General features: G+C 70.0%; 1 protein-coding gene (cut by a window edge). It reads right to left on the bottom strand.

Going from position 1 to position 18,222, the window contains the following annotated elements; translation table 11 throughout:
• On the bottom strand, nucleotides 1-18,222 hold the 5' portion of the coding sequence (locus tag JWS14_RS33255) for a non-ribosomal peptide synthase/polyketide synthase (RefSeq protein ID WP_420855149.1). It extends 15,525 nt beyond the left edge of the window; the window shows 18,222 of its 33,747 coding nt (coding positions 1-18,222); its start codon is at nucleotides 18,220-18,222; its stop codon lies beyond the left edge, outside the window.

Genomic DNA, 18,222 nt, shown 5'->3' with positions numbered 1-18,222 from the left:
CAGCGCCGCCGCGTCGATCGAGCCGGTCAACCGCACCGCCAACGGCAGGTTGTACGCCGGGGAGGTCGGATCGAACTGGTTGACGAACCACATCCGCTGCTGGGCCAGCGACAGCGGGATCCGGTCGGGCCGCGGTCGGGCGACGAGCGCAGGACGCTGCTCTGCGGTACCCGACGTCGCCTCGAGCAGCGCCGCGAGTTCCGCGACGGTCGGATTTTCGAAGCACTCCCGCACCGAGAGGTGCGCGCCGACCGCCGCCCTGAGGCGGGCGGTGAGCCTCGTCGCGCTGATCGAGTTTCCACCGAGGTCGAAGAACGAGTCGGCGGACCCGACCCGTTCGGCGCCGAGAACATCGGCGAACACGCCCGCCACGACGGTCTCCATCGGCGTGCGCGGGGCCACGTACTCCACCGCGACGGTGGCGAACTCGGGCTCCGGCAAGGCCTTCCGGTCCAGCTTCCCGCTGGCACCGAGCGGGAAACTGTCCAGGACGACGACGCGTGCGGGCACCATGTACGCGGGCAGCACCTGCGCCGCCGCGTCCTGCACCGACTTCGTGTCGACCCGGGCGCCGGACCGCGGCACCACATAGGCCACGAGATTCTCGCCGGTCGACTCGCTTCGATGGATCGTCACCGCTGCCTGCGCCAAGGATTCGTGCGTCAGCAACGCGGCCTCGACCTCGCCGAGTTCGATCCGCAATCCACGCAGCTTGACCTGGAAGTCGCTGCGTCCGATGTATTCGAGGTTCCCGTCGGCGCGCCGGCGAACGACGTCGCCCGTACGGTACATCCGCTGCCCGGACCCGCCGAACGGGTTGGCGACGAACCGATCGGAGGTCAGATCGCTGCGTCCGACGTATCCGCGGGCCAACTGCGTCCCCGCGAGGTACAGCTCGCCGGGAACCCCGACCGGCACCGGGCGAAGCCGTGAATCCAGCACGTGGAGATCCGTGTTCCGCACCGCACTACCGATGGGAACGGTACCGCGGACATCGTGGTCGACCTGCCCGGCGGTCGCGTGCACGGTGAATTCCGTCGGACCGTACAGGTTGTGCACTACGGCATCCGACAGTCCGCGGAACGCCTCGGCGGTCGCGGGCGGGAACGCCTCGCCCGCGACGAGCACGATTCGAAGGCTGAGAAGGTCGTGCCGTTCGGCCTCGCCGACGAACACCGACAGCATCGACGGCACGAACGAGGTCGCCGTGACGCCCTCGCGCGCGATCAGCGCCGCGAGATACTCGGGGTCACCGTGACCGTCGGGCGTCGCGATCACCAGGCGGGCACCCGAGACGAGCGTGCCGAACAACTCCCAGACCGACACGTCGAACGTCGCCGGGGTCTTCTGCAGCACGACATCGTGCGCGCCGAGTCCGTACTCGTCGACGATCCACGAGATCTGGTTCAGGACCGCCGCGTGGCTCACCGCGACGCCCTTCGGCCGACCCGTCGAACCGGACGTGTAGATGACGTAGGCGGGGTTCGACGGCCGGAGAGTCCCCCGGCGCTCCTCGTCGCGCAGCGGCTCGGCCGGCATGTCGACGGACAGCCGGTCGATCTCCACCACGTTGTGCCCGGCGGGAAGGTCGAGAGCATCTCGCGCAACCGTCAGGATGCAGAGCGGCGAGGCGCTGTCAAGGACGTAGGACGTGCGCTCGGCCGGATGGTCGGGGTCGAGCGGAACATACGCCCCACCCGCCTTCACGATCGCGTACATCGCGACCATCGAGTCGATCGACCGCCGGATCGCGAGTGCGACCCGGACCTCCGGCCCGACACCCATCTCGATCAGGGTGCGCGCGAGTGTGTTGACACGCTTGTCGAACTCGGCGTAGGTCAGCGACTCGTCGCCGGACACCAGGGCCACGGCGTCCGGCGTCCGCGCGACCTGCTCGTCGAACAGGTCGACGACGGTCTGCTCCTCCGCTTCGGTCGCGGAGGTCGCCGACGACGCGTCGGCGATCACGCCGGCGAGGACACCGGCGAACGTGTCGGCGAAACCTTCGCCCGACGATCCGTCGAGCAGTCCGGGCAGCAGGGTGGACAGGGCCACCGTGACCGCGGCCTCCGGGCCGACGCCCACACCGGCGAGCGTGCGCGCGAGTTCGGCGGACTTGTCCCGTAACTGCACGTACGTGACGTCGGTCCCGTTGTGCGACAGCGCGATTCCGTCCGGGTTGATCGACGCGGCACCGTCGAGGAGTTCGGGCAGCGACTTGGTGGCTGCCAGCTCCTGCGAGATCGAGTGCGACAACAGGGACTGTCCGCCCTCGTCCGGTACGGCGAGCCCGGCCTTCTCGTCCTCGGTCAGGATGTCGATGTCGCCGACGACGGCGTCCGCGTCGGCCGTGACGGCCTCCAGCACACGGACGAAACGATCGGCGAAACCGCGGACCGTCGCCTCGTCGAAGAGATCGGTGGCGTAGGAGAACCAGCCCCGCATGCCGTTCGCGACCGATCCCTCGTCGAACCGTTCCTCGACGGCGACACCGAGATCGGTCTTGCTCGTGGTGAGACCGCTCTCGAGGACCTCGACGGTCAGCCCGGCGAGTTCGAGCTTCGGCCTCTCGAGGTTCTGGAAGCTCAGCATCACCTGCGCGAGCGGCGCGTACGCGGCGGTGCGCGACGGCCGGAGCACCTCGACGATCTGCTCGAACGGCACATCGGCATTGGCGAATGCGTTGAGATCGACCTCACGGGCCTGCGTGAGCAGCGTGCTGAAGCGGGCGTTCTGGTCGACGTCGGTGCGCAGCACCAGAGTGTTGACGAACATCCCTACGAGGTCGTCGAGCGCGCGGTCACCGCGGCCCGCGACCGGGGTGCTGACCGAGATGTCGCTGGTGCTGCTCAGTCGTCCGAGCAGCACCGCGAGCGCGGTGTGCACCACCATGAACAGCGACGCCTGGTGGGTCTGCGCGAGTTCGTTCAGGGACCGGTGCACGTCCTGCCCGATCTCGAAATCGATCAGCCCGCCCTGCGGGTTGCGGACCGCCGGGCGCGGCCGGTCGGCCGGGAGGTCGAGGACCTCCGGCGCATCGCCGAGGGCGTGCGTCCAGTACGCGATCTGCTTGCCCGCGAGCGACTCCGGATCGTCCTCGGAGCCGAGGAGGTTGCGCTGCCACAGGGCGAAGTCGGGGTACTGCACGGGCAGCGGCGAGAAGCCGGGCTCCTCCCCCTGCACGCGTGCGCCGTACGCGCCGAACAGGTCCCGCGCGAGCGGGGCCATCGACGAACCGTCCGCCGAGATGTGGTGGACGACGACCACGAGGACGTGGTCGCGTTCCCCGAGCGCGAACAGGGCGGCGCGCACCGGGACGTCGGCGGTGACGTCGAAGCCTGCCGACGCCAGCGTGACGACCCGCTCCCGCAGTTCCTGCTCGCCGGCCACGCGGACCACGTCGAGTTCGGACTGCGTGCCGGACGCGGACAGGACGACCTGGTAGGGGCCGTCGACGGAATCCGGGTACACCGTGCGCAGCGATTCGTGCCGGGCCACGACGTCGGCGATCGCCGTCCGCAGCGCGTCGACGTCCAGTGCGCCGGTGAGCCGGAGCGCCAACGGGATGTTGTACTCGGCCGATTCGGGGTCGAATCGGTTGGCGTACCACATCCGCTGCTGCGCCAGCGACAGCGGCAGACGGTCCGGGCGCGGTCCGGCGGTGACGGGCGGACGGGCGCCGCCGTCCACGCCGAGCGCTTCCAGCCTGCGGGCCAGCTGCGCCACCGTGGGGGCCTCGAAGATCTCGCGGACCGGCGCGTCGATTCCGACGGCCTCGTTGATCCGCGCCATCACGCGGGTGGCGGCGAGCGAGTTGCCGCCGAGCGTGAAGAAGGAGTCGTCGGCGCCGACCTGGTCGACACCGAGCACCTCCGCGAACACCGCGGCGACCCGCTGTTCGAGAGCGGTTCCCGCGGCACGGAACTCGCGGTCCTCCGCCAGGAACTCGGGCTCGGGCAGCGCCCGGCGGTCGAGTTTGCCCACCGGGGTGAGCGGGATCGCGTCGAGCGTCACGATCGTCGACGGCACCATGTACGTGGGGACGAACTCGCCCACGAAGTCCAGTATCGCGGCGACGTCCACCTCGGCTCCCGGCGCCGGCAGCACGTACGACACGAGGACCGAATCCCCGGACGGCCCGGGCAGCACCGACGTCGTCGCGAAGTCGACGGCGGGATGCTTGGCCAGCACCGCGTCGATCTCGCCGAGTTCGATGCGGAACCCGCGAACCTTCACCTGCTGGTCCGAGCGGCCCACGTAGTCGACGGTCAGCGCGCCGTCCGCGTCCTTCGTCCAGCGGACGACGTCGCCGGTGCGGTACATCCGGTCGCCCGGTTCACCGTAGGGGTTCGCCACGAAGCGTCCCGCGGTCAGCGGCGTGCGCCGGTGGTAGCCACGGGCCAGTCCGAGGCCCGACAGATAGAGGTCACCTGCGATACCGACCGGGACGGGTCGGAGCCGATCGTCGAGGACCAGCGCGCTGGTGCCGCGGATCGGACCACCGATCGTGACCGGGCCGTCGGCGGCCATCGGGTCGCTGATGTTGGTCATGATCGTGGTCTCGGTGGGACCGTAGCCGTTGAACAGCGAGCGTCCGGGAGCCCAGCGGGCCGCGAGTTCCGCCGGGACGGCCTCGCCGCCGGCGACGACGAACTGGAAGTCGTCCAGCCCGGACGGGTCCACGGAGGCCAGCGCCGACGGCGTGACGAAGCCGTGCGTGACGCGGTGCTCGCGCAGGAACTTCGCGAACTCGGGTCCGCCGTACACGTCGGTGGGAGCGATCACCATGGTGGCGCCGGCGCCGACCGCGAGCAGCAGTTCCAGAACGGACGCGTCGAAACTCGGCGACGCGAAGTGCAGCGTCCGCGAGTCGGTCGTCACCGAGTAGCGCTCACGCTGTTCGGCGGCGAAGTTGGCCAGACCCCGGTGCGTGACGACGACGCCCTTGGGCTGCCCGGTGGTGCCGGACGTGTAGATCACGTAGGCGCTGTTGGCCGGTGTGACCGCCGTCCGGCGCTCCGCCTCCGCGACGGGAGCCGTGGAGTAGCGCGCCGAGGCGTCCACGAAGTCGTCGCTGTCGAGGATCAGCCAGTCGACGTCCCGCGGAAGCCTGCCGACCTCGGAGCTCACGGAAAGGCCCAGTGTCACACCGGAATCGGTGACCATGTGGGCGATGCGCTCGTCCGGGTACCCGGGGTCGATCGGCACGTACGCGCCGCCACTCTTGGCGACGGCCCAGATGCCGACGATGGACGGGATCGAGCGGGTGATGCCGAGCCCGACGAACGTTTCCGCGCCGACCCCGCGTTCGATCAGGATGCGCGCCACCCGGTTCGAGCGCTCGTCCAGTTCGCGGTAGGTGATGCTGTCGCCGCCCGAGACGATCGCGTCCCCGTCCGGGTTCGCGGCGACCGCAGCCTCGAGCAGTTCGACGAGCGTGGTGGGCGCGACGCCCTCGATACCGCGGACCGGTGTCAGTTCCTCGGTCTCCGCGGCGTCGAGAATGGGGATGTCCCCCACCGCGACGTCGGTTCCGCCGCCCGCGACGGCGGTGAGGATCCGCACGAAGCGGTCCGCGAAGCCCTGCACGGTGTCCGCGTCGAAGATCTCGGTGGCGTACCCGAGAACACCGGTGATCCCGGTGGGCGCACCCTCGTCCGACCACAGTTCGCGCAGGTCGACGGTGAGGTCGAACTTGCTGAACTCGACGTCCACGGCACCGGGTGTCGCCTCGAGTCCGGCGAATTCGAGCGACGGGATGCCGTTGACCTGATGGGTCAGCACGACCTGGAACAGCGGCGAGTACGCCGTGGACCGGGTCGGATTCAGGGCGTCCACCAACTGCTCGAACGGAACGTCCTGGTTGCTGAATGCGGCGAGGTCCTGGGTGCGGACCTGCTCGAGCAGTTCGCCGAAGGAGGTTCCGGGCTCGACCTCGGTCCGCAGCACCAGCGTGTTGACGAACATGCCGACGAGGTTCTCGAGCGCCTCGTCGCCGCGACCGGCCACCGCGGCGCCGATGGCGATGTCGGTGCTCGAACTGAGCCGCGCCAGCAGCACGGACAGTGAGGCGTGCAGCACCATGAACAGAGACACGTTGTGCGCCCGCGCGACCTCGCCGAGACGACGGTGCACGTCCTCGTCGACGGAGAAGCCGACGGAGGCGCCTGCCATCGACCGCACCGTCGGGCGGGGGCGGTCGATGGGGAGAGCCAGCACGTCGGGGACACCCGCGAGGGTCTTCGACCAGAAGTCGATCTGCGCGGCGGCCAGAGAATCGGGGTCGTCCTCGGAACCGAGCACGTCCCGCTGCCACAGCGCGTAGTCGGCGTACTGGACGGGCAGCACCGGCCAGGCGGGCTCCGTGCCCTCTCGGTGGGCCGCGTACGCCGTCATGACGTCGCGGGCCAGCGGCAGCGTGGAGGCGCCGTCGGACGCGATGTGGTGCATGACGAGCACGAGGACGTGGTCGTTCGCGCCGAGCCGGAACAGGCGGGTCCGGACCGGGATCGTGTCGGTGACGTCGAAGCCGGTGGACCCGAACTCGAACATCCGGTCCCGCAGGTCCTCCTCGCGGACGTCGACCGGTTCGAGAGCGAGGTCGACGTCGGCGGCGGGCAGGATCACCTGGTGCGCACCGGAATCGGAGTCCGGGAACACGGTCCGCAGCACCTCGTGCCGCGCGACGACGTCGGACAGCGCCGCGGCCAGGGCGTCGACGTCCAGTTCGCCGCGCAGCCGCACGGTGAGCGGAACGTTGTACGCGGGTGAAGACGGATCGAAACGGTTGAGGAACCACATCCGCTGCTGCGCGAGCGACAGCGGCAACGCCTGGGGGCGCCGTGCCGCGACGAGCGCGGAGCGGCGGGTGCCGGTGTGGGCCCGGTCTTCGACGAGCTTCGCGAGGGTCGCGACCGTGGGCGCCTCGAACAGGTCACGGATCCCGACCTCGGTGCCGGTCGCGGACGTGACTCGGGCAGCCACCCGGGTGGCGCTGAGCGAGTTGCCACCGAGGTCGAAGAACGACTCGTCGACGCCCACCCGCGGCGCGGAGATCACGTCACCGAAGATGCCGGCGACGATCTCCTCGAGCGGCGTGCGCGGGGCGACGAATTCGGCGGTGCCGGTGGTGAAGACCGGTTCCGGAAGAGCCTTGCGGTCGACCTTGAGATTCGCGTTGAGCGGCATCTCGTCGAGGACCATCACCGTGTCCGGGATCATGTGCGACGGCAGCACGTCCCGCAGTGCGTCCACGGTCGCGTCGACGTCGAGTTCGGCGCCCGCGGTCGCGGTGACGTACGCGACGAGCCGGGGACCCTGCTCGCTGTCGTGCACGACCACCACCGACTTCTGCACCGCGCTGTTCGCGGTGAGGGCGGCTTCGATCTCGCCGAGTTCGATCCGGAGACCGCGGATCTTGACCTGGAAGTCGCTGCGGCCCACGAACACGAGTCCACCGTGGTCGAGTTCGCGGACGCGGTCGCCGGTCCGGTACATGCGGGCGCCGGGCCCCTCGAACGGGTTCGCCACGAACCGCGACGCGGTGGTGCCGAACATGTTGCCGTAACCGCGGGCCAGAACCTGGCCGCCGATGTACAGGTCACCGGTCACTCCCGGCGGCACGGGGCGCATCCGGCCGTCGAGCACGTGGTACCGGACACCGCGGAACGCGGTGCCGAACGGGACCGGCCACTTCTCGGCGTCCGCGGTGGAGAGGTCCAGTTCGTACGAGGAGCACGTGACCGAGGCCTCGGTCGGACCGTAATTGTTGAGCAGGCGCGAATCCGTTCCGATCAGCGCCGTGCAGGCCGCCGGCCGCAGCATCTCGCCGCCGAGGAGAATCACCTTCAGGTTGGGCAGGACACCCTCGGTGTCCAGCTCGGTGAGCACCTCGAACGCACTCGGCGCGAGGTTGGTGATCTGGACGTCGCCGGTGCCGATCATGCGGAGAATCGGTCCCGGATCGAAGCCGTCGTCGGCGAGGTGGAGCACGCCGCCGTACGCGAGTCCCACCCAGATGTTCTTCTGCGTCTGGTCGAACAGCGGCGAGTTCGCGATCAGCAGTCCGGTGCCGTCCTTCACCCGGAGGTCGCCCTGGTACGACTGATAGTTGTTGGACAGACCCAGCATCGGGACCATCGTCGGCTTGGGACGTCCGGTCGAGCCCGACGTCGAGATGACGTGCCCCAGGCGCTTGCCCGCGTGCTCGTCGGACCACGGATCGTGCGGGAAATCGGTGTCGTCGAGCGAGGCGAGGTGACGCACCGTCTCGGGATCGTCGAGCACGATCGGGTCGTCGAGCGCCGCGTTGCCGGTGGGTGCGCCGGTGAGCCCGCTCCAGGACCGGGTGGCCACCACGGCCCGCGTTCCGCTGTCTTCGACCAGTCCCGTGATCCGCTCGATCCCCCACTTCTGGTCGAACGGCGAGTAGGCCGCGCCGACCTTCCAGGCGGCGATCATCCCGATCACCCATTCCAGGGAACGAGGGACGAGGAGTGCGACTACGTCGTCGGGGCGAACCCCGCGCGACACCAGTTCGCGGGCGAGTTGGTTGGCGCGACGGTTCACTTCGCCGCGGGTGGTCGAGATACCCCCGGCGACGACGGCGGGAGCCTGCGGGTCGCGCCCGACCCACTCCTGCCAGCGGGTGACGAAGAGTTCGAGCGGCCAGCCCTCCGTCTCGGCGTCCCCCTCGGGTGCGGCGACGATCTCCGGTGCGGGCGCCACGATCTCGATGTCACCGACCAGGGCGTGCGCGTCCGCGATGACCTGGTCGAGGATCGTGCCGAAGCCGTCCTTCCCGTCCTCCGACGGCGGGGCCATCATGATGGTGGGAACCAGGCCGGACAGCACGACGGACACGATCGCGTCGGGGCCCATGCCCCGCTCGGACAGCGGAGCCGACATCAAGCGCAGGCGCTCGTCGAACTCGCGGTACGTCACCTGCATGCCGTCGTGGGCGACGGCCACGGCGTCGGGGGCGACGTCGACCGCAGCAGCCAGAAGCTGCGGCAGCTCGCGAACCGTCATCGTGCGGGCAGGTCGCGCTTGGCTCAACTTTGCTCTCTCGTGTTCGGTGAGAATGTCGATGTCGCCTACAGCGACACCGGGATCGGTGACGACGGCCTCGAGGATCCTGACGAACCGTTCCGCGATACGTTCGGCGGTGCCGCGCTCGAACAGGTCGGTGGCGAACGTGAACCGCCCGCCCAGACCCGCAGGCCGACCCGACTCGTCGGCCTTCTCGGTGATCGTCAACGTGAGGTCGTACTTGGCGCCCTGCGCCATGTCGTCGATCACGCGCACGGTCAACCCGGGCAGTTCGAGCGCGTCCATCCGGTTGTTCTGGAACGACAGCATCACCTGGAACAGCGGCGAATAGGCCGCCGAGCGCCGGATCCGCAGCGCCTCCACGATCTTCTCGAACGGCACGTCGGAATTGCCGAATGCCGCCAGGTCACCTTCGCGGACCCGGTCGACGAGTCCGGAGAACGAATCTCCCGGCCGCACGTGGGTACGCAGGACGAGGGTGTTGACGAACATGCCCACCAGGTCGTCGAGCGCCTGGTCGCCGCGTGCGGCGAGCGGGGTGCCGACAGTGATGTCGTCGCTGTTACTCAGCCGCGACAGCAGCGTCGTCAGTGCGGCGTGCGTCACCATGAAGAGGGACGCTCCGCGGTCCTTGCCGACCGCTTCGAGCCCGCGCCGCAACTCCGGGGTGATCGCGAAGTCGATCGAGTCGCCCAGCATCGACTGCCTGGCCGGGCGCACGTGGTCCAGCGGCAGGTCGATCAGCTCGGGTGCCCCGGCGAGGGTGTCCGCCCAGTGGGCGATCTGCTTGCCCGCGAGCGACCGCGTGTCGGCGGGGTCGCCGAGGACGTCGCGCTGCCAAAGCGCGAAGTCGGGGTACTGCACCGGCAGCGGCTGCCACAGCGGGGCCGCGCCCGCGGTGCGCGCGCTGTAGGCGACCATGACGTCCCGCGCGAGCGGCGCCATCGACGCGCCGTCGGCGCAGATGTGGTGCACCACGAGGACGAGCAGGAATTCGCTCTCGCTCGTGGCGAACAGCCGGATCCGCTGCGGGGGCGCGGCCGTGACGTCGAATCCTTCGGTGGCGAATTCGGTGAGGGCCGTGGGGAGTTCGGCCTCGGGCACCCGCACGGGCGTGAGGTCGAACGGAACCTGGGCGACGTCGACGACCTGCTGGTACGGCCCGTCGGCGGAGTCCGGGAACACCGTCCGCAGCGACTCGTGCCGCGCGAGCACGTCGGAGACGGCCGACGACATCGCGTCGATGTCGAGCGCACCGGACAGCCGAACGGCGAGCGGGATGTTGTACGCCGAGGACGCCGTGTCGAACCGGTTCATCAGCCACATGCTCTGCTGCGCCATCGACAGCGGAACTCGCTCGGGGCGCGGCCGCGCGACGAGCGCCGGGCGGTCCGAGCCGGTGCCTGCCTGCTCGGCGACCTTGACGGCGAGCCGCTCCACGGTCGGCGCCTCGAACAACTCGCGCACGCCCAGTCGGGTGCCTGCGGCGGCGTTGAGCCGCGCAACTGCCTTCGTCGCGACGAGCGAGTTGCCGCCGAGGTCGAAGAACGACTCGGCGACGCTGATCTTCGGAAGCCCGAGCACGTCCGCGAGGACACCGGCGACCAGTTCCTCGGTGGGTGTGCGCGGTTCGACCATCTCGCCCTGCAGGGCGTCGAAATCCGGCTCGGGCAGAGCCTTCCGGTCGAGTTTGCCTGCGGTGGTGAGCGGGATCTCGTCGAGGACGACGATCGCGCTCGGCACCATGTGCGCCGGCAGCGTGTCGCCGACGAAGTGCGTCACCTCGGCGGCGTCGACCGTGGCGCCCGCGGTCGGCAGCACGTACGACACGAGAGCGGTCGATCCCGACGGCAGCGACGTGCCCAGGGTGGCCGCGAACTCGAGGTTCGGGTGCGCGACCAGCGCCGCGTCGATCTCGCCGAGTTCGATGCGGAAGCCGCGGACCTTCACCTGGAAGTCGCTGCGGCCCACGTACTCCACCCCGTAACCGGCGCGGTGCCCGGGGTCGGCGACGAACCGGACGATGTCGCCCGTGCGGTACATCCGGCTGCCGTTCTCACCGAACGGGTTGGCGACGAATCGTTCGGAGGTGAGGCCGAGACGGTCGTGGTATCCGCGGGCGAGACCGGGGCCCGCGATGTACAGCTCCCCTGCCACGCCGACGGGTACCGGGCGCAGGAGTGCGTCGAGGACGTAGACGGTGACGGCACAGACGGGACCGCCGATCTCGATCCGGTTCCCGGGCACCAGCATGTTGCTGACGTTGCTCATGACCGTGGCCTCGGTGGGACCGTAGCCGTTGTACATCCGGCGGCCCGGCGCCCAGCGTTCCACCAGTTCCGGCGGGCACGCCTCGCCGCCGACGACGACGACCTCGAGCCGATCGAGTCCGGCCGGCTCCACCGACGCGAGCGCGGCGGGCGTGACGAAGGCGTGGGTGACGTCGTTGTCCGCGAGGAAGTGTCGCAGTTCCTCGCCGCCGTACAGGTCGGCGGGGGCCACGACCATCGTCGCGCCGCAACCGAACGCGAGCAGCAGTTCGAGGACGGACGCGTCGAAACTCGGGGACGCGAAGTGCAGGGTCCGCGCCGAGGGGCTCACCCCGTAATGGGTGCGCTGTTCGGCGGAGAAGTTGGCCAGACCCGTGTGGGTGACGACGACGCCCTTGGGCAGACCTGTGGTGCCGGACGTGTAGATCATGTAGGCCGCGTCCTCGAGCCGGACCGGCACGGTCCGCTCGGAATCCGTCACCGGCTCCGGCGACTTCGGGGCGCACAGCGACTCGCACTCGGACGAGTCCAGCGCGAGCCAGTCGACACCCGACGGAAGGTCGTCCCGCTGAGCGGACACGGTGAGGCCGAGGATCGCGCCGGAGTCGGCGACCATGTGCGCGATGCGCTCGGACGGGTAGCGGGGGTCGACGGGCACGAACGTGCCGCCGGCCTTGGCCACGGCCCACGTTCCGATCACCGAGTGCTGCGAGCGCGTCATCCCGAGCGCCACAGACGTTTCCGGTCCGACTCCGCGGTCGATGAGCACGCGCGCGAGACGGCTCGAGCGCGCGTCCAGTTCCGCGTAAGTCATCGACTCGCCGTCCGCGACGAGCGCGATGCGCTCGCCGTTCTCCGCCGCGGCCGCAGCGAGGATCTCCGGCAGCGACAGCGGTGCGGCGGCGTCGGTGCCGTGCGCCGCGAGCAGCGACGCGCGCTCGTCGGGAGCGAGGATGTCGATGTCCGCGATGCGCGTGTCTACGTCCCCGGACAACGCCCCGAGCACGCGGACGACCCGCGCCATGATCTCCTCGACCTCGGCGGCCTCGAACAGCTCGGGAAGGAACTTGGCGGTCAGGTGCAGCCGCGGGTCGGTCATCGCGACGATCGCCAGCGGGTAGTGCGTGGCGTCGTTGGACGTCACGTCGAGAACGCGGAGTCCCTCGATGTCGCTGTTCTTCGTAAGGGCTTCACGGTCGAGCGGGTAGGACTCGTAGACCATCAGGGTGTCGAACAGCGCTCCGAGTCCGAGCCCCTGCTGGATGTCGGTGAGCCCGACGTGATGGTGGTCGAGCAACTCGGTCTGCTCGTGCTGGATGCGGTCGAGCAGGGTGCGCACGGCGTCGCCTGCCTGCACGCGGACCCGGACCGGCAGGGTGTTGATGAAGAGCCCGAGCATCGACTCGATGCCGGGCACCTGCGGCGGACGGCCCGAGACGGTGGTGCCGAACACCACGTCGTCCCGTCCGGTCAGCCTGCCCAGCACGATTCCCCACGCGGCCTGGACCAGTGTGTTCATGGTGACGCCGAGTTCGCGCGAGCGCGCGGTCATGTCGGCGAGCAGGTCGTCCGGCAGATCGATGACGAGCTCACCGGGGGTGAGCGCCGGGGCCGTCTCCGTGTGTGCAGGCGCGAGGAGGGTGGGCTCCTCGACACCGTCGAGGGCCTTCGCCCACGCGTCCACCGACACCTGCGGATCCTGTGCCGCCAGCCACTCGAGGTAGCTGCGGTACGGACGCGGCTGCGGCAGCGCCAGCGCGTCGCCGTCCACCGCGTACAGGGTCAGCAGATCCTGGATGAGGATCGGCAGCGACCAGCCGTCCAGCAGGATGTGGTGGTTGGTGACGGCGAACCGGTAGCGGTCCGCACCCGTCTCGACCAGCAGGAATCGCACCAGAGGCGGGGCCGTCATGTCGAACCGGTCCGTCCGGTTCGCGAGCATCAGCGCATCGAGTTCGGCGTCCCGGTCGTGCTCGGACGAGGCCGACAGGTCGACGTGCGTCCACGGCACGTCCACCCGGTCGACGACCACCTGCATGCCGGTGCCGTCGTCGCCCGCGACGAAAGCGGTGCGCAGGTTGGGGTGCCGGGCGACGAGCGATTCCGCGGCGCGGCGGAGTCGGCCGGTGTCGACGGATCCGCCCAGGTCCATGACCAGCTGGGTGGTGTACACGTCGGTGGTGGCACCGGCCAGCGACGCGTGGAACAGGAGGCCCACCTGCAGCGGGGCCAGCGACCAGACGTCGGCGAGCGCGGGGTAGTCGCTCTCGAGGGTGTCGATCCGGCTCTGGCTCAGCGGAACGAGGTCGAGGTCCGACGGCGTCCGGCCGCCGGCTCCCGGCCGCTTCGTGTGCTCGACGAGCCCTTCGAGCGCGCGCGTCCACAGGCCGGTGAGCTCCCCCACCTCGGCGTCCGTGAGGACACCCTGCGGGAAGTCGACGGTGGCCGAAAGTCGTTGTTCGCCTTCGACGTCCACGATCATCGCGTTGATGTCGAGGGCGAAGTGCACCGGCATCTCGCTGTTGCGGGTGCCGGTCAGCTCCATCGTGTCGGTGTCGGGGACCCAGCCTGCAGCCCGGAACGCGGCGGGAATCTCGCCGACCGACACGCGGCCCAGATAGTTGAAGCTGATCTGGGGGCTCGGCAGCGCCGCGAGAACCGCGCGGGTCTCGGCGTTGAGGAACCGCAGCATTCCGTAACCGATGCCGTGCTCGGGTACGCGCGCGAGTTGTTCCTTCACCGACTTGACGGCCTGACCTGCGGCCGCACCGCCGGCGAGGGCGTCACGGACGTCGACTCCGGGCGCCGACAACCGGACCGGGAACATGCTGGTGAACCAGCCCACCGTGCGGGACAGGTCGGCGCCGGGGAGCACCGTCTCCTCGCGGCCGTGGCCTTCGAGGTGCACGAGCGTGGAGGACTCGGTGATCCCGCGTTCCGCGCGCCACGCCGCGACGGCAAGCGCGAGGGCGGTGAGAAGACCGTCGTTCACGCCACCGTGGAAGGCGCGCGGCACGTCGGTCAGCAGACCGTCGGTGACGTCCGCCGGGACCTCCAGGCGGACCCGCCCGGTGGTCGAGACCGTGTCGCGGCCGTCGAGGGCGCGCGAACCGATCAGCGGGTCCGCACCGTCCAGCGTGGTGCGCCAGTAGTCCAGTTCGCCCACGCGCCGGGCACTGCGCGCGTTGTCGGCGAGGCCGTGCGCCCAGCGGCGGACCGAGGTCCCGACGGCCGGGAGCAGCGGGTCGGCCCCGGCGGCGATCTGCCCCCAGGCGGACGCGAAGTCGGGCACCAGCACTCGCCAGGACACGCCGTCCACCGCGAGGTGGTGGATCACCACGAGCAGGCGTCCCGTTCGCGGGGCGCTCTCCGCCTCCGCGGTGTCGCCGTCCGCGGCGTCCCGAGGTGCGGGTTCGGCGGAGTCCTCGGCGGGCGCGAACCAGACGAAACGCACCACACCGCCGGTCGCCGGGTCCAGCCTGTCCACGGTGCGCTCGAGGGCGTGCGCTGCCAGCGACTCGAACGTGCCGGTGCCGGGACCCTCGGTGAATTCGACGCGATCGACGAGGCGGTCGACGTCGACCGAGCCGATCGGAGCGACCTCCAGCGACCACCCGGACGGAGAGTCGTTGCGCCGCAACGACGAACGCAGGGCGTCGTGGCGATCGACGACGGCCGCCAGCGTGCGCACCAGGCGCTCGCGCTCCACCTTCGGCGGCAGCGCGAGGAGAATGGACTGGGAGTACCGGTGGAAGTCGCCACCCAGCTCCGTCATCCAGTGCACGACCGGGGTCAGCGGCATGGTGCCGATACCGGCGCCCGGCAACTCCTCGAGGACGTGCACCGTCGCCGACTCGGATGCGGACTTCGCGACCTCGGCGAGCGAGGCAACGGTCTTGCGCTCGAAGACGTCCCGGGCTGTGAACAGGACGCCGGCTTCCTTCGCGCGGGACACCAGCTGGATCGAGACGATGCTGTCGCCGCCGAGCGCGAAGAACGAGTCGCCGACACTGACGCGCGGCAGACCGAGGACCTCGGCGAACAGGCCGGCGATCGACTCCTCCATGGTGCTGCGGGGAGCCACGTACTCGCTGGACTCCGCCGCGAACGTGGGTTCGGGCAGCGCCTTCCGGTCGAGCTTGCCGCTCGCGCCGACCGGCATCTCGGCGAGCACCATGACGGCGTCGGGAACCATGTACGAGGGCACCGCGCGGCCGACGTGGACCGTCAGATCGTCGACGTCCACCGCGGAACCGGCCTCGGGAACGACGTAACCGACGAGCCGCTGCCCGAGGGAACTGTCGTGCACGACCACAACCGACTGCGCCACATGAGGATACGAGGACATCGCGGACTCGATCTCGCCCAGCTCGATCCGCAGTCCGCGCACCTTCACCTGGAAGTCGGTGCGGCCGAGGTACTCGATGCTGCCGTCGACGCGCCACTTGACGAGGTCGCCGGTGCGGTACAGGCGGGTACCCGCGGCGTCGAAAGGATTGGCCACGAAGCGTTCTGCGGTGAGCTCCGGCCTGCCCTCGTAGCCGCGGGCCACCTGGGCGCCCGCGAGATAGAGCTCTCCCGCGGATCCGATGGGTGCGGGCCGGAGGTGACCGTCGAGCACGTACGCCTCGGTGTTCCACACCGGGGTGCCGATGGGGATCGTGTGGACCGACTCCCGATCCACCTCGCTCGCGGTGGCGTGCACGGTGAACTCGGTGGGGCCGTACAGGTTGTGCAACTCGGCGCCGGACTTCGCCCGGAACGCCGCTGCGACGGCAGGCGGAAACGCTTCTCCCGCAACGAGAACGACGCGCAGGCTGACGAGTTGTTCGCGGTCGGCCTCGGAGACGAACACCGACAGCATCGACGGGACGAACGACGTCGCCGTGACGTTCTCGCGCGCGATCACGTCGGCGAGGTAGGTGGGGTCGCGATGCCCCTCGGGCGCGGCGATCACCACGCGCGACCCGGAGGCGAGTGCGGCGAACAGTTCCCAGACCGACACGTCGAACGTCGTCGGCGTCTTCTGCAGCACGACGTCGTGCGCGTCGAGGCCGTAGCGCGACGCGATCCACGTGACCTGGTTCAGGACGGCAGCGTGGCTCACCGCCACACCCTTCGGTCGCCCGGTGGACCCGGACGTGTAGATGACGTACGCCGGGTTGGCGGCCCGCAGGCCCGCAGTCCGCTCCTCGTCGCGGATCGGGCCCGCCGGAACGCCGCTCGGATCCACGGCGTCGATCTCCACGACGTCGTGATCGGCGGGGAAGACGAGACCGTCCCGCGCGACTGTGAGGATGCACAGCGGGCGGGCGCTGTCGAGCACGTACGCGGTGCGCTCGGCGGGGTGGTCGGGGTCGAGGGGCACGTATGCGGCGCCTGCCTTGACGACGGCGTACATCGCGACCATGGAGTCGAGTGAGCGGCGGATCGCGAGGGCGACCTTGGTCTCCGGACCCACGCCACGGCCGATCAGCGTCCGGGCGAGGCGGTTCACCCGCGCGTCGAACTCGGCGTAGGTGAGCTCCTCGCCCTCGAAGACGAGCGCCGTCGCGTCGGGCGTGCGCGCGACCTGGGCGTCGAACAGGTCGACGACGGTGCCCGCAGGCGGGGCCACGACGTCGCCGTTCCACCGCGTCACGACCTGCTCGTACTCCTCACCGCTCATCGTGGCCAGGTCGGACACCGAGGCGTCGTCGCCGGCGCCGAGGAAGCGCTCGAAGAAGTCGAAGAATCGGCTGTGGTGACGGTCCAGCTCGTCCGCCGAGTACAGGTTGGGGTTGGCCTCGAAGTCGATGTGGATCTTGCTGCCTGCCACACCCTGGTAGATGTTGAGCGAGAGGTCCTCGACCGGTCCGGTGGTGAGGACGTTCTGGTGCCCGGTGACCGTTCCCAGCTTGATCTCGCTGTGGAACATCATGATGTTGATCGAGGGCCCGAAGAAGCCGCGCTGCCCCTGGGGCGCGCCGGCGTCGCGGCGGATGTCCTCGTGCCGGTAGCGCTGGCGGCGCAGGGCCCCGGTGAGTTCGATCTGCACGCTCTTGACCAGCTCGGGGACGGTCATCTCCGGGGTGATCTGGAGGCGGAGCGGGACGATGTTGGACACCATTCCACCGGAGCGGCGCAACGTGGCGGTGGTGCGGGCCGACACCGGCAGGCTGAGGACGACGTCCGTCCGGTCGGTCATGTGGGCCAGGTACGCGGCGAACGCGGCCACCACGATGGGCGCGGAACTGGCGTTACTGCCGCCCAGCGCCTCGTCGAGAAGGGTGGCGGTGGACTCGGGCAGTGCTTCGGAGGAGAGTCGCGCGAACTTGCCGACCATCGCGGCACGACCGGCCAGGCTCGGGGCCTCGGGCAGGTGCGCGGTGCGTTCGGCCCAGTATTCGCGATCCTTCGCGAAGCGGTCGGAATTGCGGTACCGCTGCTCGTCCTCGACGATCCGGACCAGGTCCTCGGCGCGGCAGGCCGGCGGCTCGGCGCCCTCGACCAGTGCGGTGTAGATCTCGGCGATGCGCGCGATCAGCGCCATCGCGCCGAAGCCGTCGAGCGCGATGTGGTGAATGCGGCAGAACCAGAAGTAGTGGTTCTCGCCGACGTGGAGCAGGTAGACGACGACGAGGCGGTCCTCGAGAAGGTCGACGGGGGCGCTGTAGTTGGCCCGCATCCACTTCTCGGCGGCGTCGACGGAATCGTCCTCGCCCCGCAGGTCGACATAAGTGATGGCGTCGTCGAGCGCCTTGTCGACGTACTGGTACGGAACGCCGTCGATCTCGACGAGGCGGAGGAAGCCGGAGCCGAACTCCCGGCCGGTGCGCTTGCTGGCCTCGGTCAGGAGGTCGAGGTCGATGTCGCCGCGAAGCTCGATGTACTGGGCGATAGTGAGGGGAACGTCGCCCAT

Origin of the sequence: Rhodococcus koreensis (genome assembly GCF_017068375.1) — a bacterium.
Taxonomy (GTDB): domain Bacteria; phylum Actinomycetota; class Actinomycetes; order Mycobacteriales; family Mycobacteriaceae; genus Rhodococcus_F; species Rhodococcus_F koreensis.
This window is presented reverse-complemented; position numbering and strand designations above follow the sequence as displayed.